The organism is Candidatus Pelagibacter sp. PS_10_02 (assembly GCF_059418005.1).
In genome coordinates this window covers 1-23,233 of sequence record NZ_CM182076.1, presented here as the reverse complement: position 1 = coordinate 23,233, position 23,233 = coordinate 1, and the positions used below count along the sequence as shown (strand labels likewise).

The following is a 23,233-nucleotide window of genomic DNA, read 5'->3' as shown; positions in this document are numbered from 1 at the left end:
TTACAGTTTTGTTGGCATCGGCTTATTGCCATCAATATTATATTTTTTTATAGCTTCTTTTGCATATTTTGAAGCAATTAACTGTTCTTTTGCTAAGACACTTAACCCATAAGCAACTATATGTTCTTTATCTACTTCAAAAAATTTTCTTAAATTTTTTCTAGTATCACTTCTACCATACCCGTCAGTTCCTAATGAGTAAAAGCTTTTATTTGTGTAAGGTCTAATTTGATCTGAATTCATTCGCATATAGTCTGATGCAGCTAAAATAGGACCCTCACTTTTACCTAGACATTTTTCAACAAATGAAACTTTTTGTTCTTTATCAGGATTTAAAAGATTATATCTTTCAACTTCCATTCCATCTTTTCTAAGTTCATTAAAGCTAGTAACGCTCCAAATTTCACTATCTATTTGGTATTCATTTTGGAGAATTTCAGCAGCAATCATCATCTCTCTTAAAATTGTACCAGAACCTAAAAGTTGTATTTTTGTTTTTTTATATTTTGTAAATTCTTTAATTTTATACATTCCTTTAAGAATTCCCTCTTCACAATTTTTATCTTTTGGCATTTCTGGATGTGAATAATTCTCATTCATAGTTGTAATATAATAAAAAACATTCTCATTTTTCTCATGCATTCTTCTTAAGCCTTCTCTAAAAATTACTGCTAATTCATAATGAAATGTTGGATCATATGTTACACAATTTGGTATTGTTGAAGCTATTAAGTGGCTATGACCATCTTGATGCTGTAATCCTTCACCTGCTAAGGTTGTTCTTCCTGCTGTTGCCCCAATTAAAAATCCTCTAGCCTGACTATCTCCAGCAGCCCAAGCAAGATCACCTATTCTTTGAAAACCAAACATCGAATAAAAAATATAGATTGGTATCATTTCAATGTCATGATTTGTATATGCTGTAGCAGCTGCAATCCATGAAGACATTGCACCCGCTTCATTAATTCCCTCTTCTAATACCTGACCACTTTTATCTTCTCGGTAAGAACTCAATTGAGCTGAATCTTCTGGTTCATATTTTTGACCTTCATGAGCATATATCCCAATTTTTTGAAAAAAACCTTCCATTCCAAATGTACGTGCTTCATCAGGAATTATTGGAACTAATCTAGGCGAGACATTTTTGTCTCTTAATAAATTTGTGAACATTCTTACCATTGCCATGGTTGTCGACATTTCTTTTTCACCAGTTGATACTTTCATAAAATCAAAAATATCTTTTGGAGGTGCTTTAATCGGTTTTGCATAACTGGTTCTTTCTGGAAGGTATCCACCTAGACTTAGTCTTCTCTCTTTGATGTATTTAATCTCCAGAGACTTCTCATCTGGTTTGTAGTATTCAATATTTTTTACCTGTTCGTCTGTTAAAGGAACATCAAAACGATCTCTGTAATATAGTAAATCATCTACATCCAGTTTCTTTGTTTGGTGAGTAGTGTTAACACTTTCCCCTGTTTTGCCCATTCCATAGCCTTTAATCGTTTTCGCTATTATAACTGTTGGGCTACCTACATTTTTTGATGCTTTGTCATAAGCTGCATAAACTTTATGTGGATCATGACCTCCTCTATTAAGTCTCCAAATATCTTTATCAGATAAACTAGAAACCATTTCTTTAGTTTCAGGAAATTTTCCAAAAAATTTTTTCCTAACATAAGCACCATCACGAGCTTTCATTGCTTGATACTCACCATCAACAGTTTCATTCATAAGTTTAACTAAGTGACCAGTTTTATCGTTAGCAATTAAAGAGTCCCAATATGAGCCCCAGACTACTTTTATTACATTCCATCCAGCTCCTCTAAAACTTCCCTCTAATTCTTGAATAATTTTTCCATTACCTCTTACTGGCCCATCTAATCTTTGAAGATTACAGTTTACTACAAAGATTAAGTTGTCTAGTTTTTCTCTAGCTGCCAATCCTATAGCACCTAAAGATTCGGGCTCGTCCATTTCTCCATCACCGAGAAATGCCCAAACTTTTCTACCTTCATCTTTAATTAAACCCCGATTAATTAGATATTTCATATATCTTGCTTGGTAAATCGCAAGCATTGGTCCTAGACCCATTGAGACAGTTGGAAACTGCCAAAATTTTGGCATCAACCAGGGATGTGGGTATGATGAAAGTCCACCTGGCTTTACTTCTTGCCTAAAGCGATCAAGCTGCTTTTCATTCAATCTACCTTCCAAAAATGCTCTAGCATACATGCCAGGTGCACTATGGCCTTGAAAATATATTAAGTCCCCACCAAATTTATTATTTTTTGCTCTCCAAAAATGATTCATTCCAACATCGTATAAAGTAGCTGCAGATGCGAAGGTACCTATATGTCCTCCCAATTCTGGAAATTTTTTATTTGCTCTAACAACCATTGCAGCTGCATTCCATCTAATTAATGATCTTATTCTTCTCTCTATGTTTTGATCACCATTTGATTTACTTTCAGCTTCAGGTGGAATTGTATTGATATAAGGTGTATTTTGAGTGTAAGGAATATTGGCCCCTTTTTGATATGCTTTATTGATTAATTCTTTAATTAAAAAATGAGCTCTTTGATTTCCATCTTTTTCAACAACGGCAGATAAAGATTCTATCCAATCTTGAGTTTCTAAAGGATCGATATCATTTTCACTAATAACTTGAATTGTAGATTGTTTTTTTTCTTTAATTGGCTCTGGTGATAATGTTTTTTCTTTTTCAGTAACTAAAGTAGACTCCGCTTCTTTAATAATACTTTCAGTATCTTTAGGTATAATCTTTTCAACTGGTGCATCATTTGTAGATTTAATATTAAGTATTAAATCTCCCTTGGATACTTTGTCACCAACTTTAACATTTAAAAATTCTACTTTTCCAGAAATTGTTGCTGGAATTTCAACACTAGATTTATCACTCTCTATAGTAATTATTGGATCATTAACTTTAATTTCATCTCCAACTTTTACTAAAAGTTCTATAATTTCAACTTTTTCAAAATCTCCAATATCTGGGACAAGCAGCTTTTCACTCATATATTAAAATGACTTATACACTGAATATAACCTAACATTGGTATTATTTTATGGAAATAAATAGGCTTTTTTGTAACAACTTTATTTAAAAAATTAATAAATCTTATCAATTTATATAAAAATAAAGTTTTAAGTTCTTTCAATGCACATAGCTATGCCCATTCCACCACCAATACAAAGAGAGGCACAGCCCTTACTTTTGTTCTCTCTAATCATTTCATGAATTAAGGTTACCATTATTCTAGCTCCAGATGCACCAATTGGATGACCTAATGCGATGGCACCACCATTAACGTTAACAATTTTTTTTGGTATTTTAAGTTCCCTTATAACTGCAATACATTGTGCTGCAAAAGCCTCATTAATTTCAAATAAATCAATATCTTCAATATTCCAGCCAGCCTTTTTTAATGCCATATTAATAGCCTGAATTGGACCCAATCCCATTAATGCTGGATCGACCCCACAAGTTGCCCAAGATGTTATCTTGGCTAATGGTTCAATGCCTCTTAGTTCTGCTTCTTCTCTTGACATCAATACAGTTGCTGCTGCACCATCATTTATTCCTGATGAATTTCCTGCTGTAACTGTTCCATTATTTTTAAATACAGTTTTTAATTTTTTTAAATCTTCTATATTTAAATTATCTCTTGGATGTTCATCTTTCCCCAGAATTAATTTATGATTATCAATATCAAATTCTAATTTGATTATTTCATTATCAAATTTATTTTTACTTATTGCTTTCTGAGTTTTTTCTTGAGAATTTAAAGCAAAAATATCTTGTTCATCCCTAGAAATTTTATATTTTTCAGCAACATTTTCAGCAGTAACTCCCATGTGATAATTGTTAAATGAGTCTATTAATCCATCATTTAGCATTGTATCTAATAGTTTTTTTTCATCTAATTTTTTATCTTCTCTAAAGAATATAGAGTGAGGTGCCCTAGACATGTTTTCCTGACCACCTGCAATAATAATATTATTTTCTCCTAATTTGATTGATTGATATCCTGAAACTATTGCTCTTAAACCAGATCCACATACTTGATTAATAATATGGGCAGGTTTTGAAATTGGAATTCCAGCATAAATTGATGCCTGTCTTGCAGGATTTTGTCCAAGTCCAGCAGTAAGAACGTGACCCATGATTATCTCATCAATTTCGTTAGGTTTTAAATCTGATCTAATGATTACCTCTTTAATAGTTGATGCACCTAATTTTTCAGCACTAATATCTTTTAGCGATCCCTTATATGAGCCTATTGGTGTTCTCAATGCAGCTGTAATCACCACATCGTTTGATTTTTTGGTCATTGCTAATACATCATAATATTTTATAAGTTAATTTACATTAAAAACTTTGATATGTTGGGTAAATTATTTAATAAGGACCGCTGGCCAAATTGGATAAGGCGCTCGGCTACGAACCGGGAGATTCCAGATTCGAGTTCTGGGCGGTCCACCAAAAAGGATAAAATAAAATGTTAGATTGGTTATTAAAATCGTCACTACAAAAATCAGTAATATATTTTTTTATTATAGTTTTTATAATTTTATTAATTTTAACTTTCACATTATAAATAACCATGAGCAACAAATTTGAACAAATAAGTATTAAACCTGGCTTCATGCAGCACAACGGTGGTGTTTTATTCCGAACTATTTCTGATACTGAATATCAATTTAAAACTACAATTAATAAAAATCATTTAAATGCTGCTGGAATTACCCATGGAGGTTTTCTTTCAGCTTTAATCGATGCAGGAGCAGGCACAGCAGCACACAGGGCTGCTGGAAATGCACCGTGTGTAACTATTTCTTTAGATTTAAAATTTATTGGTTCTTCAAAAGTAGGTGATGAAATAATTGGTTTTACAAAAATATTAAAAAAAACAAATACACTAGTATTTTTATTTTGTGAGCTAACGTGTAACGATAAAATTATAACTTCAGCATCAGGTTTGTGGAAAATTCTAAAAATAAAACCATCTAATTTAGGTCCTGGTGGTTAAGTTTTAACAAATCTAATATTAAACAAAAAAATGAGAACTTTTTCCCTTACGATTCGGTCATGTTTTAACCTATTTTTGTTCTTTATCACTAACAACATGTGGTGGGGTATAAATTAAAGGTACCATAAATAGAAATGAGTAAAAATAAAATTACTGCTGTTCTCGGTCCAACTAACACTGGCAAAACCTATTTAGCGATTGAAACAATGCTATCATTTGATTCTGGAATGATTGGTTTTCCATTAAGACTGCTTGCAAGAGAGGTATATGACAAGATAATAAAAAAAATTAGCCTAGATAAAGTTGCACTAATTACTGGTGAAGAAAAAATTATTCCAGCAAATGCGAAATATTTTCTTTGTACGGTAGAGTCAATGCCAGTTAACAAACATTTGGATTTTGTTGGAATTGATGAAATACAAATGTGTGCAGATCATGAAAGAGGTCATATTTTTACTGACAGACTATTAAACCTTCGTGGAGAAAAGCTAACTATGTTTATGGGGTCTAGTACTATTAAAAATATCATAAACAAATTAGATGAAGATACCGAATTCATTAATAGAGAAAGACTTTCTAAACTTTCATATGTGGGCCATAAAAAGATTTCAAGAATAAATAGAAAAACAGCTATAATAGCTTTTTCTACTGAAGAAGTTTATGCAATCGCAGAACTTGTAAGGAGACAAAAGGGTGGAGCAGCAATAGTTATGGGTTCTTTAAGTCCAAAAACTAGAAACGCACAAGTAGAACTTTATCAATCAGGTGATGTTGATTTTTTAGTTGCTACTGATGCAATAGGAATGGGTATTAATATGGATTTAGAAAATGTCTATTTCTCAAATTTAAAAAAATTTGATGGAAAAAAACAAAGACGCCTCAATATGTCTGAGATTGGTCAAATAGCTGGAAGAGCAGGCAGATATTTAAATGATGGAAATTTTGGTATTACTGGAGATTGCAAAGAAATTGCTGCGGAAGAAGTTGAATTACTTGAAGGTCATAAATTTGAAGAGATTAGAATGTTGTTTTGGAGAAATTCAAATTTAAATTTTAATAATGCTTTAAGTTTAATTAAATCACTAGAAGAAAAACCAAATACACATTGGTTAAGAAAAATACATGAGTGTGGAGATGAAAAGGTTTTAAGATATTTTTTAAAAGATTTAAAAAGATTTAATATTGAAAACAATAAAGAGACCCTAGAATTGCTGTGGGAATGCTGTCAAATACCTGACTTTGTAAAAAAGACGTATGGCAATCATATAGAGGTTGTGAGTAAAGTTTTTGGTTTTTTAAATAGTAAAGAAGGCAGAATTACTAATGATTTTATGCGTCTACAACTGATGAAATTAGATAAATTAGAAGGAAATGTAGATTCTTTATCAAATAGAATTGCAAATGTTAGAACTTGGTCATATGTTTCTAATAAAATTAACTGGGTTGAAAATCAGGGGTATTGGATTGAAAAAACAAAATTATTAGAAGATAGATTGTCTGATAGATTACATGAGGAGCTTACCAAAACTTTTATCGACAAAAGAGCCAGTGTGCTAGCAAGAGGATTAAAACAAGATATAGAATTTAAAACTGAGATAATGGAAGATAATAAAGTAATAATTGATGATCAATTTATTGGGAGCTTAAAAGGCTTAAAATTTGAAATGGATTTAAAAGTTGGAGCCTTGGAAACTGATATTAAGTCACTAAAAAAAGCAGCCAGACAAACAGTAGGTCCAGAATTACAAAAACGGATTGGATCGATCATAGAAACTGGATTAATAGAAATAAAAGATGATTTTAAAATTTATTGGAAAGATTTTCCTATTGCAAAATTAACTACTGGTAAGGATTATCTCAATCCAGATTTACTTTTAATTGTAGATGATATTTTAGAAAATAATGATAAGCAAAAACTATCTGATTTTCTTGAAAAATGGATTAAAGAAAAAATTAATTACATACTAAAAAGTCTGATTGATTTAAGAAATCTAAAAGAAAGTAATTCATCAATAAAAGCTTTGGCTTATCAGCTATATGAAAATAATGGCGTTATAAAAAGAGAGATTGTTTCTGACTATTTAAAAAAACTTGGCCAGGATGAAAGAAAGATTTTAAGAGATATGGGTGTTAAATTTGGGAGATATCATGTTTTCTTATTTAGATTACTAAAACCAGAAGCTGTCTCCTTAAGAACTTTATTGTGGAAAAACTTTAATCAAAAATACTTTGATCTAACACCTCCAACATTTGGCTTAAATTTTTTAGAAGATAAAGATATTAAGAATAAAAATTTTATGCTTCTTTGTGGATTTGAAAATTTTGATTATTATTATGTTAGGATCGATATTTTAGAAAGGTTATTTGTTCAGATAATAAACTCAAATAACGATAAAGATAAAGATATAAAACTAGTTCCTGAAATGCTAAATTTATTGGGATGCAGCAAGGATAACTTTAAAAACTTAATTAAGAAAATGAATTATAAAATAATAGAAAAAGATAAGGAGATATATTTTAGATATAATCCCAAAAGACAAATTAAAAAAGCTTTTAAAAAGAAAGAAACTTCAAATAGTCCTTTTAAAGTTCTAAAAAATTTTAATTTTAATTAATGATTAATTTTTTTAAAAATAAAGAAAAAACCATTTCAGGAGATAATGACTCATTATGTAAGATTACAGCTCTACTTATACATGCTGCAAAAATTGATGAAAATTACGAAGAGACTGAAAAAGATATAATTAAAAAAACTTTAATTGAACTAGGAGCAGAAAAATCAAGCATAGATGACATTATTTCAAAAGCAACTACTATTGAAGAAAATTCCAATCAAATACTTGATTTTACTAGAGAAATAAAAAATTCACCAGAGTCTGATAAAATTAAAATTATTGAATCATTGTGGAAAATTATTTATTCAAATAATAATGCGGATATGTATGAAGCAAACTTAATGCGAAGACTTGCTGGTTTGTTATATATAAATCCTAAAATAATGGGTGATTTAAAAGAAAAAATAAAACAAGAATTAAAAAAATGACATACCTAGTAAATGAAAAATGTATTAAATGTAAATTAATGGACTGTGTTGAGGTTTGCCCTGTCGATTGTTTTTACGAAGGAAAAAATATGCTTGTAATTAAACCGGAGGAGTGTATAGATTGTGGCGTTTGCGAGCCAGAATGCCCTGTTGACGCTATAGTAGCTGACACTGAGTCTGGTAGCGAAAAATGGCTTGAAGTAAATACTAAGTATTCAGAAATCTGGCCGAATATAACAGTTAAAAAAAATCCTCCTGAGGATAATGAAAAATATAAAAATGAAGAAAAAAAGTACGACAAATATTTTAGCGAAAATCTTTAAAAAATCTACTAAGAAAAAAACTAAAAAGAAAACTGCTGCGAAGGTGGTAAAAAAAGTCTCAAAGCCAAAAATAAAAAAAGTTAAAAAAGTAGTTACTTCAAAAAAAACTAAAGTTATTAAAAAGACTACAGTAAAAATAAAAAAAAATTTAAAAACAATTTCAGTAAAAACTGCACCTCAAAATATTGAAATTAAGACTGATAATTTAAGAATTTCAAAAAGTAATGAAATTAAACCTGAAATTATAAAGGTAAAAAAACAAGAAACTGAAAAAAAAGAATACAAAGTAAAAGACTATGTTGTGTATCCAAAACATGGCGTTGGTCAAATTACTGAATTTAAAAAAATCAACATTGGTGGAATAGATGTTGAAACTTATGTCCTTAAATTTGAAAAAGATAAAGCTAATGGAATGGTGCCAGTAAATAAACAGTCTCACCTTAGACCACTTGCAACCATCAACCAAGTTAACAAATGTATATCCATTTTAAAAAGTAAACCAAAAGTCAAAAGATCAATGTGGAGTAGAAGAGCCCAAGAGTATGAAGCAAAAATATCTTCTGGTAAAATCTATGAACTTGCTGAGGTAGTAAGAGATTTAAATAAAGGTGATGATTTGATGGTTGATCAATCTTATAGCGAAAGACAACTTTTTGAAAAAGCATACGAAAGAATTTTATCTGAATTTCAAATAGTAATGGGTGTATCACTAGAGGATACACAGAAAAAACTAGATAAGGCACTTAAGAGAAATCTTGAAGGACAAGCCAAGGCTGCTGTAGCAGCTCCTACTAAAGCTGTAGAACCTGATGAGCCTGAGGCTGATCCAATTACCGATACCGAGGATTAAAAATTAGAGCAAAAAAAACGCCTCTCACACATAACGTTGTGAGAAGCGTTTTTTGAAAAGATTAAGATACTATCTTTTTCTTCTCTTAGCCTTTTTAGCTTTTTTAGCTTTTTTCTTAGTTTTCTTTTTAGCTTTTTTAGCTTTTTTTCTTGTAGCCATCTTTAGCTCCCTGTTTAAGTTAAACGAATCAAATTGATTCGTTGATAGCTTATTTTTATTTTTTTATACAAGTGATGTCAATTCTTTAATTCAATAACGATTTTAAATTTTTTCTAAAAAAATTTTTATTTCTTTAAATTTTTTTAAGTAAAAAAAGTTATAGTTTATGCGATTAATAATCCATTTGAATAAAATTAAAAAAGTTTTTCAATTTCATTTTTATAAGTTTCTATAATTTTATATCTTTTTAATTTTAATGTTGGAGTCATCATGTTGTTTTCAATTGTAAATTGCTTTTTTATTATTAAAAATTTTTTTATTTTTTCTATTCTAGATAAATTAATATTTATTTTTTCTAATTCAATTTGAACTTCTTCTACACTAATGTCGTTATATTCTGGGCTTAGTACTAATAAAGCAACTAGAAAAGGTTTGTTATCACCGAATACTAAACTTTGTTCAATATATTTAGATTTATTTAAATCATTTTCAATTTTTATTGGTGAAATATTATCTCCACCAGGTGTAATAATTATATCTTTTTTTCGATCTGTTATTTTTAAAAACTCTCCATCAAATTCTCCAATATCTCCAGTAGATAACCATCCATTTTTTAAAACTTTATTGGTCTCTTCTTCATTTTTCCAATAACCTAGCATCACATTTTCACCCTTAATCAATATTTCTCCATCGTTTGCTAATTTTACTGAATTTCCTATAAATGGTTTTCCAACTGTATCAACTCGAATATCTTTTATAGAATTACAGCTAACTACTGGTGATGTTTCTGTTAAACCATAACCTTGTAAAGTTAGTAAACCAATTGCGTTTAAGAACGAACCAACTTCATAGTCTAAAGCTCCACCTCCTGAAATAAAAGCTTTTAAATTTCCTCCAAATTGTCTCTTAATTTTTTTTCTTACTAAAGCCTCACAAATAAAATTAACAATACTTTCACTTAATAATAATTTTTCTTTATTTAATTTTTTCCTTCCCAATATGACAGTCTGGTTTACTAGCAGTTTTTTTAAACCCTTTGATTTTGCAAATGTTGAATTAATTTTCTGATATAAATTTTGATAAAATCTTGGAACAGCTGTCATTATTTCTGGAGAACAATCACCCATATTTTTTATAAGTTTATCTATGCTTTCTGCATAAAAAACTTGTGCACCAACCACTATCTGTACAAATTGAACTGTATGCTCATATGAATGTGAAAGTGGCAGCCAAGTTAAAAACTTTGGAATTTTAGAAATAAACTCTTTTAATAATAGATTCGCACCCTCACAATTATTAAGAATACCACCATGACTTAACATTACACCTTTTGGGTTTCCTTGTGTTCCAGAAGTATAAATTATGCACGCTATATCCTTTCTTTGAATATCTAAATTAAAGAAATCTTTACTACTACTAATTTTTTTTTCAAAAATTTCATCTATGTTTAAATAAAATTTACTATCAAAATCATCTATACTTTCAAAAAAAATAATTTTTTTTATAAATTTTTTTTTAGGAATTATTGTTTTAATCTTTGAATATAAAGTTTTATCAGAAATAATTAAAATGCTTGGAGTGCAATCATCAATAATATATTCATAATCTTTTTCGGTATAAGTAGTGTATGCTGGCACAGTTATTCCACCTGAAAGCATAATTGAAAGGTCAGATATCAACCACTCAGGTCTATTTTCTGATACTAACAAACATCTATCGCCCTTATTGATGTATTTATTTATTTCTTCAGATAATTTTATAATATTCAAGTAAACACTTTCCCAAGAATATTCTTTTTGGTGTTTTAACGATTTTAAAAAAATATCTTCTTTATTTTTTTTTTGGTATTGGTGTTGAAATAATTCTAATAAATTATTAATGTTGTCTATCTTCATAAAAAAATGATGGGCGAAGAGAGAATCGAACTCTTACTTCTTGCGAAACACGATTTTGAGTTATTCACACCTCCCTTTTGTCGTTGATTTAAAGTCATTTTTTTCATTGTATTTTAGGTGTCAAAGAGGTGTCAAACATTAACTTACATGAATAACTAAAATCTTACTTGTTCTTAACTTTTATTGAGACTTTTGAATTTTTTTAAGAAATTCATTAAAATCTTCACTCAAAAATTCTGCAAATTCTTTTGTGATATGAGAAAAATCGTCTGTAAAAACATATTTATCTTTCACACTTAGATAATTATAACAAATGTTTTTTTTACAAAATTTAGGTTTAAAATCATAAATAAAAATATTTTTATTTTCTTTTAATTTTTCTAAAATCTTAATAATTTTAATATTTTTATCATAGTCAATTTGTGCTCGACAAGTATCTAATGGATTATAAATACCTAAATTACATTTTTTATCTCTATTTATAACTTTGTGAGGAGCAATGAATATAATTTTTTCGTTCTCTTTAAATTTACTTAAAAACTGTTCAAGTTTTTTAGAGTCTAATTTTAGTGGATAATTAATTGACACTACTATTGTTTTACTTTTTTTGAACTTTGATTTAATTTCATTGTAATTATTCAATAAATTAAAGGTGTTATCTGTATTATCATTAGTTTTAAAATTTTCATTATCTAGTCTTGCATAATATAAATTTTTAATTGATGGTATATTTGCGATTGTATTGATGAGGTGTAGACCATAACTATCACCAACAAGAAAAAATAAATCATTATTTTTAAAATCACTCTTAATACAATTTAAATAAGTCGATCTTTTAAAACTTTCATAGCGATTAATACATTCATCTACGTCGAGTTCCCACTTTTGTAGAATTCTATTTGAAATTGATTTTTTGTTAATATTATAAATATTAGAAAAATAGTTAGTTTTAGCTATTACATTATAAATTAAATTTCTAACTTTTAGATCATAAAATGAATTAATGGATAATATTAATATCAAAACTAATACTACAGAAAATTTTACTATTTTTGGAAAAATTTCTAGTAAAATATGATTATATCTAATTGGTTCGATAAATTTAAATGAAATTAATGAAAAAAAAATTGAGATTACGATGGAAAAAAAATAAAAATTTAATCCCGTAAAAAAAATATTCATAAAATAAATTGTTGGCATATGATAAAGATAAATTGAGTAAGATGCTTTCCCAAAAAGATTTATAAATTTATTTTCATAAATTAATTTTGGAATTAAATAATTAAATATGATTATTAATGAGGTTATTATTACAGAGATTAATATTAAAAGTTTTTCTTTTGTAAGAAAAAAATTATTTAAATTTACAAATATGATCAAAATTCCAATCAAAATAAGCAAATATACTAAGGATTTATTAATATTTTTACTAATGTAGATGTTTGTAAAGATAAATAAGAGACAACCTAATATTAATTCCCATACTCTTCCAAATGGCAAATAGAAATGGCTTAATTCAAAATTACTAATAAATATTAAAAATGAAATTAAAAAAATTGATAATAAAAATATAATCAAAATATTTATAAAATTTTTATTTTTTTTAAAAAAATAAAAAATAAAAATTAATATAAATGGATAAAAAAAATAAAATTGTTCTTCAATAGACAGGGACCAAGTATGAATTAAAGGTATACTATGATTGTTAATCAAAAAATAATCAAATTGGTCTAAATTGTTAAAAAAGTAAAAATTACTTAATGCAAAAACTGATGAGAAAAGGCTTTTTATTGTAATTTGTAATTCAAAATCACTCCATGATGCAAAAAGTAAATAAAAAATCAGAAACAAAAATAACATTACAATTAAAGCAGGAAATAATCTTAAAAACCTTTTTGAATAAAAATTCAAAAATGAAATTTTATTATTAATAAATTTATATTGAAATAAAGATTGAGTAATAACATATCCAGAAATTACAAAAAAAATATCTACACCAATAAAACCAAATGAAAAATAATCTTTATTTAAGTGAAATAGAAATACAAAAGTAACTGCTAATGCTCTTAATGCATCTAGATAATATTTATAAACGAAAGAATTTTGCATATATTTTGGTGGGCGAAGAGAGAATCGAACTCTCACTTCTTGCGAAACACGATTTTGAGTCGTGCGCGTCTACCAGTTCCGCCATTCGCCCGAAATTATCATTATTATAACTATAAAATTAAATAGTATAAGAACTTAATTTATACTAAAACGAAAAAATGTTTAATGAATTGTATCAGAAATCTTTAAAACTTGCTGCTCATAAGAGTTCTAAAATATTTCTTGCATTTATATCCTTTATTGAAAGTTCTTTTTTTCCTATTCCTCCGGACGTTATGATTGTGCCAATGGTCATTGCAAAAAAAAATGATTATTTAAAAATTTTTTTGATAGCAACAATATTTTCCACACTTGGTGGAATACTGGGATATTTTATAGGTTTTTATTTCTTAGAAATCGCAATGAGTGTTGTAGAATTCTACGGCTATGAGGAAAAACTCTTTAATTTGAAAGAAAACTTAACAAAGGGTAGTGGTCTCTATATTTGGCTTGCCACCCTATTTCTTGCTGGCTTTACACCTCTGCCATTTAAAGTTTTTACCATAACAAGTGGCATGATTAGTTTTAACTTATTTATATTTATTTTTATTTGTTTAATTTCTAGAGGATTAAGATTTTTTATTGTTGCTTATTTTTCTTATAAATTAGGTGATGCTTTTAGTAACTTTATGAAAACTGATGCGGCTAAATGGTTTATGTTTTTAGGCATTCTAATTGTAATAATTTTTGCTGTAATATATTTTTTTATTAAATAAATGAATAATATAAAACGAGAAACAATTCTTAAACTAGTATTAATATTTAGTATTATTGCAATTTTATCTGCTTATTTTATTCAATATGTGCTGGGACACCAACCATGTAACCTTTGTTTAATTGAAAGAATTCCATATATCTCTTCTATAATAATTATTTGTGCTATCTTCATTTTTAAAAAAATTGAAAAAATACTTTTGATAGTTTTGATAATAATATTTATGAGTGCATTTATCATATCTCTCTATCATTTTGGAATAGAACAGGGATTTATTAAAGAGTCTTTAGTTTGTGACTTAAGCTCAACAAATACAAATTTAACAAAAGAGACTATCCTAAATGAATTAAAGCAAAAAACAATAAGCTGTAAAGATGTAACTTTTAAAATTTTTGGCTTATCCCTTGCGACTTTTAATATTTTTATCTCGTTAATAATTAGTGTTATAGTTATAAAACTTTTTTTAAATTATGAAAAAAACAAATAAAAATAGAGTTAAAGAATTTATTAGAGTAGATCATGCTGGTGAGCGAGGTGCAATAAAAATTTATGAAGGTCAATTACTAGCACTTAATACATTCATAAAAGACGATGATTTAAAAAAAAAAATTGAACAAATGAAAGTCCATGAAAAAGAACACTGTGATTATTTTGAAAATGAAATAAGAAAAAGAAATATTCAGCCTACTAAGTTTCTACCTTTATGGGATATTCTTGGTGTTGGACTTGGCTTTGGCACGGCTATTTTAGGAAAAAAAGCAGCTATGTTATGTACAGCATCTGTTGAAGAAGTTATTGATGAACATTACTCGAGTCAAATTTATGAACTAGAGAGCGATGAAAAAGAACTTAAGAAAAAAATAATCAAATTCAGAGAAGATGAATTACATCATAAAGATATTGCATACGAGGAAGGTGCTACAAAACAAGGCGCTTATTCTATTTTAGATAAAATAATAAAAACAGGCTCGAAGATTGCAATTTCTATATCTGAAAAAGTATAATTAAGCTTCAAGCTCAACATCCCAGTATAAATAATCCATCCAACTTTTATGAAGAAAGTTTGGAGGAAAATGTTTACCATTTTTATGCAAATCTTCAGTTGTTGGCTGATATGGAGCTTGATTAAGAGTCATTTCAGAATTTTTTAACAACCTACCACCTTTTTTTACATTACATGACGAGCATGCAGTTACAACATTGTCCCAATTAGTTTGACCTCCTTTAGACCTTGGAAGTAAATGATCAAAAGTTAGCTCTTCACCACTTCCACAATATTGACAAGAGAATCTATCTCTCAAGAATACATTAAATCTGGTAAAGCTTGGATTTGCCTGAGGTTTTATAAAACTCTTTAAAGCAATTACACTTGGTAATCGCATGTTAAAAGATGGACTTCTAACTATTTTATCATAATTGCTAACGATAGAAACTCTATCTAAAAAAACTGACTTAATAGAATCTTGCCAACTCCATAGTGACAACGGATAATAACTTAGAGGTCTATAATCAGCATTTAAAACTAAAGCTGGACACTTTTCTAAAGATAAATTTTGATCACCAAAAATCATAAATAAAACTTTAACTGAAAATTATTACTTTATCAATGAATAGAATTTTAAATATTAAAACTATTTTTTATATAGTTTAATGCAGCACTTGAGGCTTCGATTGGAATATGATGTTCACAATTCTCAATCATTTTTGTTTCTACCTCTACATTATTTCTAATTAAAAAATCTTTTGCCTCTAATAAATGAGTAGGGGATACAACAGCATCTTTGTCTCCATGTATTAAAAACATTTTTGTTAAAGATTTTTTTCTTTTTTTTAAATCATCTTGATTGATTATTTTACCTGAAAATCCAACTACACAATTATAATTCTCATTACTTGTTAAACCTAAATTTATGGACATCATGCAGCCTTGGCTAAAGCCAGATAAACAAATTTGTGAATTTTCTAAATTGTATTTTTCTTTAATTTCTTCAATAAATTCATGCAGTTTAGTTTCTGCTTTTTTGGATTGTTCTAAAATATATTCTGGATCATCTTTTGTTAAATCAAACCATTGGTAGCCACCTGGATTAATTTCACATTTTTCATGTCCATTTGGACATAAAAAAATAGCATTAGGTAAAAACCTCTTCCAGTTTAGTGTTAGCATGCTTATGTCTTTTCCATCACCACCATATCCATGAAGCAAAATAACCGCATATTTAATTGGAATATCTTTTTCAGGGTTTACAATTGTTGTTGATAGGCAAAATGTCATAGATATTTTATTATGTTTTAATATAAAAAAAACACTCTACAATATAATTATGATTTCAGGAACATTAGTTAAAATACTTGGTATAGTTCTCTTGATAGTGGTGGCCGTTGTTTTGATTCTAGGAATTGGCACTCTATTTAAAGGTGGCGAAACAAGTAAAAAATATTCCAATAAGCTAATGCAACTAAGAGTATTGTTGCAATTTTTAGCTATAGTAGCGTTAGTTTGTTTTGCCTACTTCTTTAAAAATTAATTATAATTTTTTAACCATTTAATAAATCCTTCATCATTAAAATCGATTGATCCTATTAAACGAGCAAATTCTTCACCTTTTTTATTAAAAAAAATTGTTGTTGGAACTCCTCTTAAGGAAAATTTTTTTGCCAAAGTAATTGGCGAGTCAAAATAAATATCTAAATTTTTAATATTTAACTCTTTAAAAAAAGACTCAGATTTTGAAATATCCTCTCGGCCGATATTAATTGGAAAAATCTTTAGATTATTAAGCTCTAAATTTACCTGAAGATTATCGAGTGATGGCATTTCCTCTCGACAAGGAGCACACCAGGTAGCCCAAAAATTTAGTATTAGTAATTTTCCCTTAAAATCACTTAAATTAACACTATTCTGATTTGCATCGTTGAAAATTACATTTTCATACGTTTTAGGTTTTTTAGTTAAAACCAAATTTTTTATATCTAGCTTTTCTTCTGCATGGCTAAAGGTGCTAGCCACTAAATAAATAAATATTATTAATAATTTCATACTAAATATGTATAATTAATTATCATGCTAAAAAATAAAAACAATACCGCAATATGGGGAACAAGAATAAAAAAAGATGCTTCCACCTTATTTCAAAAAGTTGGTAACTCAATCGATGTTGATAAAAAACTTTTTAGGGAGGATATTTTAGGTTCTATTGCACACGTTGAGATGCTTTTTAGACAAAAAATTATTAGTTTTAAAATTAAAAATAAAATAATTTATGGACTAAACAAAATTGAAAAAGAAATTTTAAAAAATAAATTTGAATTTAACAAAAAGTATGAAGATATTCACATGAATATTGAAAAAAGATTATTTCAAATTATAGGAGAAGAAGCTGGCTATGTTCATACTGCTAGATCAAGAAATGATCAGGTAATTACTGATTTTAAAATGTGGACAGCATCTGCTACTAAAGAGATTAATAAAAATTTAGATAGTCTTATAAAAACAATTCTCAAAATTTCTGAAAAAAATATTGAAACTATAATGCCAGGATTTACTCATTTGAAAAATGCTCAAGCAGTTTCATTTGCTCATTATTTAATGGCTTATGTAGAGATGTTTAGTAGAGATAAAAAAAGATTTTCATATAATCTGGAAAGTTTATCAGAATGTCCATTAGGTGTAGCAGCATTAACAGGAACCTCTTTTAATATTGATAGAAATTTTACGTCAAAAAAATTAGGATTTAAAAAGCCAACTAATAACTCTATTGATACAGTGGCGGATAGAGATTTTGTTTTAGATTTTTTGTATAGTGCTTCTGTTTGTTCAATGCACATCTCAAGAATTGCTGAAGAACTTATTATTTGGAACTCTGATGCTTTCAATTTAATTGTACTATCGGACAAAGTTGTTACTGGTTCTTCAATAATGCCACAAAAGAAGAATCCTGATCTATTAGAATATTTAAGAGGAAAAACAGGATCAACTTATGGAAACTTATTTTCGATGCTAACAATATTAAAAGGTCTTCCAATATCCTATTTTAAAGATCTTCAGGATGATAAGGAAATATTATTCAAATCTAATGAGATATTAAATAATTGCATAGCAATTTTAAATGAAGTTTTGAAAAATTTAAAACCGAACAAGCAAAAAATGCTAGACCTTGCAAATTCAGGTTACATCACGGCTACCGATTTAGCTGACTATCTTGTTAAAAATCATTCAATGCCATTTAGAAAAGCTTATCAAACAACTGCATCGATTGTTAATTTTGCAGAGAAAAAAAATAAAAAATTAAATGAATTGAGCATTGAAGAATTAAAGAAAATAGAACCAAAGCTTACAACTGAAGTCTTAAAGGTATTTAATGTAAAATACTCTGTAAATTCAAAAAAATCCTATGGTGGAACATCTTTTGATAATATTAAAAAAATGATAATGAAATATAAGAAATTATAAAATGATGAAAAAATTAATTTTAATCTGTATATTTTCTTCTTTGTTATTTGCCTGTGGAAAAAAAGGAGACCCAAAATATGATGGGAACGAAATGGTTTTTCCTAAGTCTATTGATTAATGAAATATATAAATAAAAAACTTTCTATAGAAAAAATTAAAGTTGAGGATATTGCCAAAAAATTTGGGACACCTACATACTGCTATTCTTATAAAAGACTAAAAGATAATATAAATAATTTCAAAAATAACTTTAAATCATTTTCTCCACTGGTCTGTTTTGCGATCAAATCAAATACTAATGTAAATTTAATTAAAGAGATAAGAAAATTAGGCCTGGGCGCAGATGTTGTTTCAATGGGAGAGTTGATGATGGCCCTTAAAGCTGGAGTAAACCCAAAAAAAATTGTTTTTTCTGGGGTTGGTAAAACGGCTAAGGAAATAAACTATGCTATTGATAAAAAAATTTTATTAATAAATGCAGAGTCAAAAAGTGAAATTATTGAAATAGAAAGAATTGCAAAAAATAAAAGGAAAGTAGTTGATATAGGAATTAGACTAAATCCAAATACAGATGCCAAAACTTTAAAACAAATTTCCACAGGTAAAAAAGAAAATAAATTTGGAGTAGATGAAAAAATATTTTTTGAACTAATTAATTACACAAAACTATCCAAAAATATAAAATTGAAATGTTTAAGTGTTCATATTGGTAGTCAGATTTTAGATCATCAGCCATATGAAAAAATGCTTAATGTTATCGATAAAATTATTAAAAAAAGTAATCATAATTTTGAGTTTATTGATCTTGGTGGGGGAATGGGAATATCTTACGAAGAAAATACCAAAAAACTAAATTATAAAAAATACAATTTGGCTATAAATAAATTTTTAAAAAAACATAAATCTAAAATTATATTTGAACCAGGTAGATCTATAGTTGGTGATATAGGATCACTAATTTCTCAAGTAATTTATATAAAACAAAATGATAAAAAAGATTTTATAATACTTGATGCTGCAATGAATGATCTAATGAGACCAGCTTTATATGGTGCAAACCATAAAACTTTACCTGCAACAAAACACAGCAGGCTTTCAAAGAAAACTTATGAATTTGTTGGTCCAATTTGTGAAAGTACAGATAAATTTACAACTTTAAAAAAGTTTCAAAAATTAAAAGAGAAAGACCTCGTTGTAATGTGTGATACTGGAGCGTATGGAATGTCTTTAAGTTCAAACTATAACCTCAGACCAAAAGCTGCAGAAATACTGATCAAAGGAAATAAAATTAATGTTATTAAAAAAAGACAAAAACTTGATCAATTAATCTAGTTTTTGATTGAAATGATAAGAAATTTTTTATTCTCTCTATTTTTTTATATTGGAATTATTTTTATTTCTTTATTATTTCTACCATCACTTTTTCTTCCCAAAAAAATTGTTTTATTTGGTGGTAAGATTATGGGATATTGGACCTCTTTTTGCTTAAAAACTTTTTTATCAACAAAAATTATAATTAAAGGAGAAGAAAATATTATCAATAATAGAAAGTTTTTTATTGCTGCCTCTCATCAATCAATGTTTGAAACTTTTTATTTACAAACAATTTTTAAATCACCAGTTTTTATTCTTAAGAAGGAATTATTAATGATACCCATATTTGGCTGGTATTTAAAAAAAATTGGTTCAATATCAATAAAAAGAAATAAAGTAACTAAAGATAATCTTGGCTTCTTTAATGATATATCAAAACAAATAAATGCATCTGATAGACCATTAATAATTTTTCCACAAGGTACACGGTTGTCTCCGGAGGAACGCACACCTTTTAAAAAAGGTTCAAGCAGAATTTATGAGGAACTTAAAATATCTTGCCAACCTATCGCTATTAATTCTGGAAATACTTGGCCAAAAAAAGGGCCTAAAAAAATTGATAAAATTATAACTATTTCAATTTTAGAACCAATTGAACCTGGATTAGAAAAAAATGTTTTTTTAAACAAGCTTGAAAATGTAATTTATAGCGAGCTCGATGCTATTAATTAGCCTTTCATAGGCATTATTACAAATATACTATCAAAGTCACCCGGATCTTTAATTAATGCTGGTGAGCCAGTGTCATTAAAGAAAATCTCTATTTTATCTCCATCAAGCTGTGAAGCAACGTCAATTAAATATCTTGAGTTAAAGCTTATCTCTAAATCATGATCGAATTTTACAGTTAAGCTTTCTTTTCCATCTCCGCTATTTGTATTGTTTACAGATAAATTTAAAACATCTTTTGATAAATTAAATTTCACACCATCTTTTTTATCTAATGACACTGATGCTACTCTATCAACTGAATCTAGAAAAAGTTTTAAATTTATATCCAATTTTTTCTGATTATTTTTTGGTATTACTTGAATATAATTTGGAAATTTTCCATCAATTAACTTGGAAATCAAAATACTATTATTTAGTTCAAACTTAATTTTAGATTTAACATTTGAAATCTTAACATCCCCATCATAGCTCTCTAACAATGAGCATAATTGAAAGATTGTTTTCTTTGGAAGAATTATTGGCTCAAAATCAATCTTTTGATCTAATCTTATTTTAGATATAGACATTCTGTGACTATCAGTGGCAGCTGCTGTTAGAAAGTTTTTATCTTCTATTTGGGTTTGATGAAAAAAAATTCCACTTAAATAATGTCTTGTTTCATCATTAGAGACTGAAAATTTACATTTATTTAATAGTTTTAATAACTGTTTTGATTTTATTATAAACTCATTTTGATTGAAGTTTTCATCAGTCAAAGGAAACTCGGATGCACTAATACAATTTAAATTAAAAATTGATTTTTCAGACTCTACTTGAAGCTTACTAACATCGGTTAAAGATAAATTGATTTTTTTTCCAGAGGAAAATTTTCTTATAATATCATACATAATAGATGAAGTGGTGGTCGTATTTCCCTCTTCTAACACTTCAACATTATTAATTTGATGAATAAAAATTAAATCTAAATCTGTCGCTGTAATAGTTAAGTTTGAGTTACTGGCATTTAACAAAACATTAGATAAAATTGGAAGTGTACTTCTTTTTTCTATCACACCCTGACAATAATTAAGGGCTTGTTGCAGATCTTGTTGATTAACGTTAAATTTCATTTTCTTTATTATACAATATCTGATTTTTTAAGTTATTAATATTGTTAGTCATTTCTGGATCTTTTTCTTTTAATTTTTCAATGGTTTTAACTGAATGAATAATTGTTGTATGATCTCTATTTGAAAACTCTCTACCTATTTCTGGTAAGGATTTTGAGGTTAATATTTTAGTTAAATAGATCGCTGTTTGTCTCGGCCTAACTAAATATCTTGATCTTCTTGAGGACAACATCTCATTTTTACTAATTTTGAAGAACTTACATACAGTTGATTGTATTAAATCTATTGTTACTTTATTTTCACCAATATTTAATAGATCTTTTAAAACTACTTTAACTTCTGATAAATTTGGAACTTTGTTGTAAATTCTTGAAAAGGAAACAACTCTATTAATTGCTCCTACTAACTCTCTAATACTGGTAGTTATTTCTGTGCTTATAAATTTTTGTATTTCTTCTGAAATATTTACTTGATTTGAATAAAAAATGTTTAATTCTTCTGTTTTTTGCTTAACAATTTTACTTCTAAGTTCATAATCTGGTTTTTGTATATCAACAACAAGACCTCCAGCAAATCTTGATTTAATTCTATCTTGGATTCTTGATAATTTGTTTGGAGCTCTGTCGGCAGAGATTATTACTTGTGAACCTTTATCTAATAGTGCATTAAACGTATGAAAAAACTCCTCTTGCATTGCTTCTTTACCATTCATGAATTGAATATCATCTATCAATAATATGTCAGTATTTCTAAAGTACTCTTTAAACTTTACCATATCATTAGATTTAATTGATTTTACAAACTGATACATAAATCTCTCAGCAGAAATAAACATGACTTTGTTTTTTTCTTTTAATGAAAGACCAATTGAATTTAATAAATGTGTTTTTCCCATTCCAACTCCTCCATAAATATAAAGTGGATTATAATGAGAAATATTTTCTGAAACTTTCATAGATGCCTCATAAGCAAGTTTATTGCTTGTTCCTGTAATAAAACTATCAAATCTTTTATTTGGGTCTATTCTGTTGTATTGCAAGTATGTATCTTTAATGAAGGATATGTTTTCATTATTTTGATTTTTGGTAATATTATTTTCTATTTCATTTTCAGAATTTTTTTCAATAATCTTAAATTCTATTCTTGTCAGATCTTTCTTATAAGTTTTTATTATTTGCAAAATTTGATCTAAATATCTTGAGGTAATCCAGTCTCGGATAAATCTGGTGGAAACCGAAAGTAAGACATAGCTATTCATCTCTTCAACAAAGTCTATCTTTCTAAGCCAGCTTTCATATATATCGCTACCTAGCTTATTTTTCATATCCTTTTGAATTACAACCCAGTCTAAAGCTTCAGAAGATACATCTTTTGTACTTTGTGTTGATTTGTTGCTTGTCATAAAATTTGTAGGAATAAAGTTAGTTAGAAGCAAAATCAT

Annotated in this window: 21 protein-coding genes and 2 tRNA genes; 13 read left to right on the top strand and 10 right to left on the bottom strand. The window is 27.6% G+C overall.

Annotation, left to right across the window (positions count from 1 at the left end; genetic code table 11):
* Positions 1-3,036, bottom strand: coding sequence for a pyruvate dehydrogenase (acetyl-transferring), homodimeric type (gene aceE / locus AC5SL1_RS00115; protein WP_494599659.1), 3,036 nt, complete (start codon positions 3,034-3,036; stop codon positions 1-3).
* A 129-nt stretch (positions 3,037-3,165) separates the two neighbouring features.
* Positions 3,166-4,353, bottom strand: coding sequence for an acetyl-CoA C-acetyltransferase (locus AC5SL1_RS00110; protein WP_494599657.1), 1,188 nt, complete (start codon positions 4,351-4,353; stop codon positions 3,166-3,168).
* 74 nt (positions 4,354-4,427) lie between these two features.
* On the opposite strand from AC5SL1_RS00110, the gene AC5SL1_RS00105 reads away from it, so the two are divergent.
* From AC5SL1_RS00105 to AC5SL1_RS00080, 6 genes are all read left to right on the top strand, one after another.
* Positions 4,428-4,504 (top strand) — tRNA-Arg (locus AC5SL1_RS00105).
* A gap of 121 nt (positions 4,505-4,625) precedes the next feature.
* Positions 4,626-5,051, top strand: coding sequence for a PaaI family thioesterase (locus AC5SL1_RS00100; protein ID WP_494599655.1), 426 nt, complete (start codon positions 4,626-4,628; stop codon positions 5,049-5,051).
* Positions 5,052-5,185: 134 nt separating this feature from the next.
* The gene (locus tag AC5SL1_RS00095) at positions 5,186-7,666 is read left to right on the top strand and encodes a helicase-related protein (protein WP_494599653.1); all 2,481 of its coding nucleotides are present in this window, start codon (positions 5,186-5,188) and stop codon (positions 7,664-7,666) included.
* The gene (locus AC5SL1_RS00090; RefSeq protein ID WP_494586596.1) at positions 7,666-8,094 is read left to right on the top strand and encodes a tellurite resistance TerB family protein; all 429 of its coding nucleotides are present in this window, start codon (positions 7,666-7,668) and stop codon (positions 8,092-8,094) included. The genes AC5SL1_RS00095 and AC5SL1_RS00090 overlap by 1 nt, the downstream gene beginning before the upstream one ends.
* Positions 8,091-8,417, top strand: coding sequence for a ferredoxin FdxA (gene fdxA / locus AC5SL1_RS00085; protein WP_494599651.1), 327 nt, complete (start codon positions 8,091-8,093; stop codon positions 8,415-8,417). Before AC5SL1_RS00090 ends, fdxA begins: the two co-directional genes overlap by 4 nt.
* Positions 8,359-9,267: a CarD family transcriptional regulator gene (locus AC5SL1_RS00080; protein WP_494599649.1), complete on the top strand. Its 909-nt coding sequence runs from the start codon at positions 8,359-8,361 to the stop codon at positions 9,265-9,267. Before fdxA ends, AC5SL1_RS00080 begins: the two co-directional genes overlap by 59 nt.
* 353 nt (positions 9,268-9,620) lie before the next feature.
* Here the strand turns inward: AC5SL1_RS00080 and AC5SL1_RS00075 are convergent, their stop codons facing one another.
* The 3 genes from AC5SL1_RS00075 to AC5SL1_RS00065 all read right to left on the bottom strand — a co-directional run bounded on the left by AC5SL1_RS00075 (position 9,621) and on the right by AC5SL1_RS00065 (position 13,521).
* Complete coding sequence (locus tag AC5SL1_RS00075) at positions 9,621-11,321, bottom strand: AMP-dependent synthetase/ligase (protein ID WP_494599647.1); 1,701 nt, start codon at positions 11,319-11,321, stop codon at positions 9,621-9,623.
* 180 nt (positions 11,322-11,501) lie between these two features.
* Positions 11,502-13,430: an acyltransferase family protein gene (locus AC5SL1_RS00070; RefSeq protein WP_494599645.1), complete on the bottom strand. Its 1,929-nt coding sequence runs from the start codon at positions 13,428-13,430 to the stop codon at positions 11,502-11,504.
* Positions 13,431-13,436: 6 nt separating this feature from the next.
* Positions 13,437-13,521, bottom strand: a tRNA-Leu gene (locus AC5SL1_RS00065).
* A gap of 67 nt (positions 13,522-13,588) precedes the next feature.
* On the opposite strand from AC5SL1_RS00065, the gene AC5SL1_RS00060 reads away from it, so the two are divergent.
* Genes AC5SL1_RS00060 through AC5SL1_RS00050 form a run of 3 tightly spaced genes read left to right on the top strand, consistent with a single transcriptional unit; the run spans position 13,589 to position 15,188 of the window.
* On the top strand, positions 13,589-14,185 hold the full coding sequence (locus AC5SL1_RS00060) for a YqaA family protein (RefSeq protein WP_494599643.1): 597 nt from the start codon (positions 13,589-13,591) through the stop codon (positions 14,183-14,185).
* Entirely contained in the window at positions 14,186-14,671 is a 486-nt protein-coding gene (locus AC5SL1_RS00055) for a disulfide bond formation protein B (protein WP_494599641.1), read from the top strand.
* Positions 14,655-15,188 carry a demethoxyubiquinone hydroxylase family protein gene (locus AC5SL1_RS00050; protein WP_494579905.1) on the top strand — a complete coding sequence of 178 codons (534 nt, stop codon included), beginning with the start codon at positions 14,655-14,657 and terminating at the stop codon, positions 15,186-15,188. Before AC5SL1_RS00055 ends, AC5SL1_RS00050 begins: the two co-directional genes overlap by 17 nt.
* Here AC5SL1_RS00050 and AC5SL1_RS00045 read toward each other — a convergent pair whose 3' ends face one another.
* The gene (locus AC5SL1_RS00045) at positions 15,189-15,755 is read right to left on the bottom strand and encodes an HNH endonuclease (protein ID WP_494599639.1); all 567 of its coding nucleotides are present in this window, start codon (positions 15,753-15,755) and stop codon (positions 15,189-15,191) included.
* A gap of 47 nt (positions 15,756-15,802) precedes the next feature.
* Positions 15,803-16,459: an alpha/beta hydrolase gene (locus tag AC5SL1_RS00040; RefSeq protein WP_494599637.1), complete on the bottom strand. Its 657-nt coding sequence runs from the start codon at positions 16,457-16,459 to the stop codon at positions 15,803-15,805.
* Between the two features lie 49 nt (positions 16,460-16,508).
* On the opposite strand from AC5SL1_RS00040, the gene AC5SL1_RS00035 reads away from it, so the two are divergent.
* Positions 16,509-16,712, top strand: a complete 204-nt coding sequence (locus AC5SL1_RS00035; protein ID WP_271517065.1) for a twin transmembrane helix small protein — start codon at positions 16,509-16,511, stop codon at positions 16,710-16,712.
* Here the strand turns inward: AC5SL1_RS00035 and AC5SL1_RS00030 are convergent.
* The gene (locus AC5SL1_RS00030) at positions 16,709-17,224 is read right to left on the bottom strand and encodes a TlpA family protein disulfide reductase (protein WP_494573186.1); all 516 of its coding nucleotides are present in this window, start codon (positions 17,222-17,224) and stop codon (positions 16,709-16,711) included. The two genes, AC5SL1_RS00035 and AC5SL1_RS00030, sit on opposite strands and share 4 nt — an antisense overlap.
* A gap of 24 nt (positions 17,225-17,248) precedes the next feature.
* On the opposite strand from AC5SL1_RS00030, the gene argH reads away from it, so the two are divergent.
* The 3 genes from argH to AC5SL1_RS00015 all read left to right on the top strand — a co-directional run bounded on the left by argH (position 17,249) and on the right by AC5SL1_RS00015 (position 20,683).
* On the top strand, positions 17,249-18,637 hold the full coding sequence (argH, locus tag AC5SL1_RS00025) for an argininosuccinate lyase (protein ID WP_494599635.1): 1,389 nt from the start codon (positions 17,249-17,251) through the stop codon (positions 18,635-18,637).
* 117 nt (positions 18,638-18,754) lie between these two features.
* On the top strand, positions 18,755-19,969 hold the full coding sequence (gene lysA / locus AC5SL1_RS00020) for a diaminopimelate decarboxylase (RefSeq protein WP_494599633.1): 1,215 nt from the start codon (positions 18,755-18,757) through the stop codon (positions 19,967-19,969).
* A 12-nt stretch (positions 19,970-19,981) separates the two neighbouring features.
* Positions 19,982-20,683: a lysophospholipid acyltransferase family protein gene (locus AC5SL1_RS00015; RefSeq protein WP_494599631.1), complete on the top strand. Its 702-nt coding sequence runs from the start codon at positions 19,982-19,984 to the stop codon at positions 20,681-20,683.
* Here AC5SL1_RS00015 and dnaN read toward each other — a convergent pair.
* Positions 20,680-21,792 carry a DNA polymerase III subunit beta gene (dnaN, locus tag AC5SL1_RS00010; RefSeq protein WP_494599629.1) on the bottom strand — a complete coding sequence of 371 codons (1,113 nt, stop codon included), beginning with the start codon at positions 21,790-21,792 and terminating at the stop codon, positions 20,680-20,682. The genes AC5SL1_RS00015 and dnaN overlap by 4 nt on opposite strands.
* The gene (gene dnaA, locus AC5SL1_RS00005; RefSeq protein WP_494586585.1) at positions 21,782-23,194 is read right to left on the bottom strand and encodes a chromosomal replication initiator protein DnaA; all 1,413 of its coding nucleotides are present in this window, start codon (positions 23,192-23,194) and stop codon (positions 21,782-21,784) included. Before dnaA ends, dnaN begins: the two co-directional genes overlap by 11 nt.
* Positions 23,195-23,233: the final 39 nt, after the last annotated feature.

Excerpts from the sequence above, each read along its gene's own strand:
- aceE (WP_494599659.1), bottom strand. The coding sequence starts at position 3,036 with ATGAGTGAAAAGCTGCTTGTCCCAGATATTGGAGATTTTGAAAAAGTT.
- AC5SL1_RS00110 (WP_494599657.1), bottom strand. The coding sequence starts at position 4,353 with ATGACCAAAAAATCAAACGATGTGGTGATTACAGCTGCATTGAGAACA.
- AC5SL1_RS00100 (WP_494599655.1), top strand. The coding sequence starts at position 4,626 with ATGAGCAACAAATTTGAACAAATAAGTATTAAACCTGGCTTCATGCAG.
- AC5SL1_RS00095 (WP_494599653.1), top strand. The coding sequence starts at position 5,186 with ATGAGTAAAAATAAAATTACTGCTGTTCTCGGTCCAACTAACACTGGC.
- AC5SL1_RS00090 (WP_494586596.1), top strand. The coding sequence starts at position 7,666 with ATGATTAATTTTTTTAAAAATAAAGAAAAAACCATTTCAGGAGATAAT.
- fdxA (WP_494599651.1), top strand. The coding sequence starts at position 8,091 with ATGACATACCTAGTAAATGAAAAATGTATTAAATGTAAATTAATGGAC.
- AC5SL1_RS00080 (WP_494599649.1), top strand. The coding sequence starts at position 8,359 with ATGAAAAATATAAAAATGAAGAAAAAAAGTACGACAAATATTTTAGCG.
- AC5SL1_RS00075 (WP_494599647.1), bottom strand. The coding sequence starts at position 11,321 with ATGAAGATAGACAACATTAATAATTTATTAGAATTATTTCAACACCAA.
- AC5SL1_RS00070 (WP_494599645.1), bottom strand. The coding sequence starts at position 13,430 with ATGCAAAATTCTTTCGTTTATAAATATTATCTAGATGCATTAAGAGCA.
- AC5SL1_RS00060 (WP_494599643.1), top strand. The coding sequence starts at position 13,589 with ATGTTTAATGAATTGTATCAGAAATCTTTAAAACTTGCTGCTCATAAG.
- AC5SL1_RS00055 (WP_494599641.1), top strand. The coding sequence starts at position 14,186 with ATGAATAATATAAAACGAGAAACAATTCTTAAACTAGTATTAATATTT.
- AC5SL1_RS00050 (WP_494579905.1), top strand. The coding sequence starts at position 14,655 with ATGAAAAAAACAAATAAAAATAGAGTTAAAGAATTTATTAGAGTAGAT.
- AC5SL1_RS00045 (WP_494599639.1), bottom strand. The coding sequence starts at position 15,755 with ATGATTTTTGGTGATCAAAATTTATCTTTAGAAAAGTGTCCAGCTTTA.
- AC5SL1_RS00040 (WP_494599637.1), bottom strand. The coding sequence starts at position 16,459 with ATGACATTTTGCCTATCAACAACAATTGTAAACCCTGAAAAAGATATT.
- AC5SL1_RS00035 (WP_271517065.1), top strand. The coding sequence starts at position 16,509 with ATGATTTCAGGAACATTAGTTAAAATACTTGGTATAGTTCTCTTGATA.
- AC5SL1_RS00030 (WP_494573186.1), bottom strand. The coding sequence starts at position 17,224 with ATGAAATTATTAATAATATTTATTTATTTAGTGGCTAGCACCTTTAGC.
- argH (WP_494599635.1), top strand. The coding sequence starts at position 17,249 with ATGCTAAAAAATAAAAACAATACCGCAATATGGGGAACAAGAATAAAA.
- lysA (WP_494599633.1), top strand. The coding sequence starts at position 18,755 with ATGAAATATATAAATAAAAAACTTTCTATAGAAAAAATTAAAGTTGAG.
- AC5SL1_RS00015 (WP_494599631.1), top strand. The coding sequence starts at position 19,982 with ATGATAAGAAATTTTTTATTCTCTCTATTTTTTTATATTGGAATTATT.
- dnaN (WP_494599629.1), bottom strand. The coding sequence starts at position 21,792 with ATGAAATTTAACGTTAATCAACAAGATCTGCAACAAGCCCTTAATTAT.
- dnaA (WP_494586585.1), bottom strand. The coding sequence starts at position 23,194 with ATGACAAGCAACAAATCAACACAAAGTACAAAAGATGTATCTTCTGAA.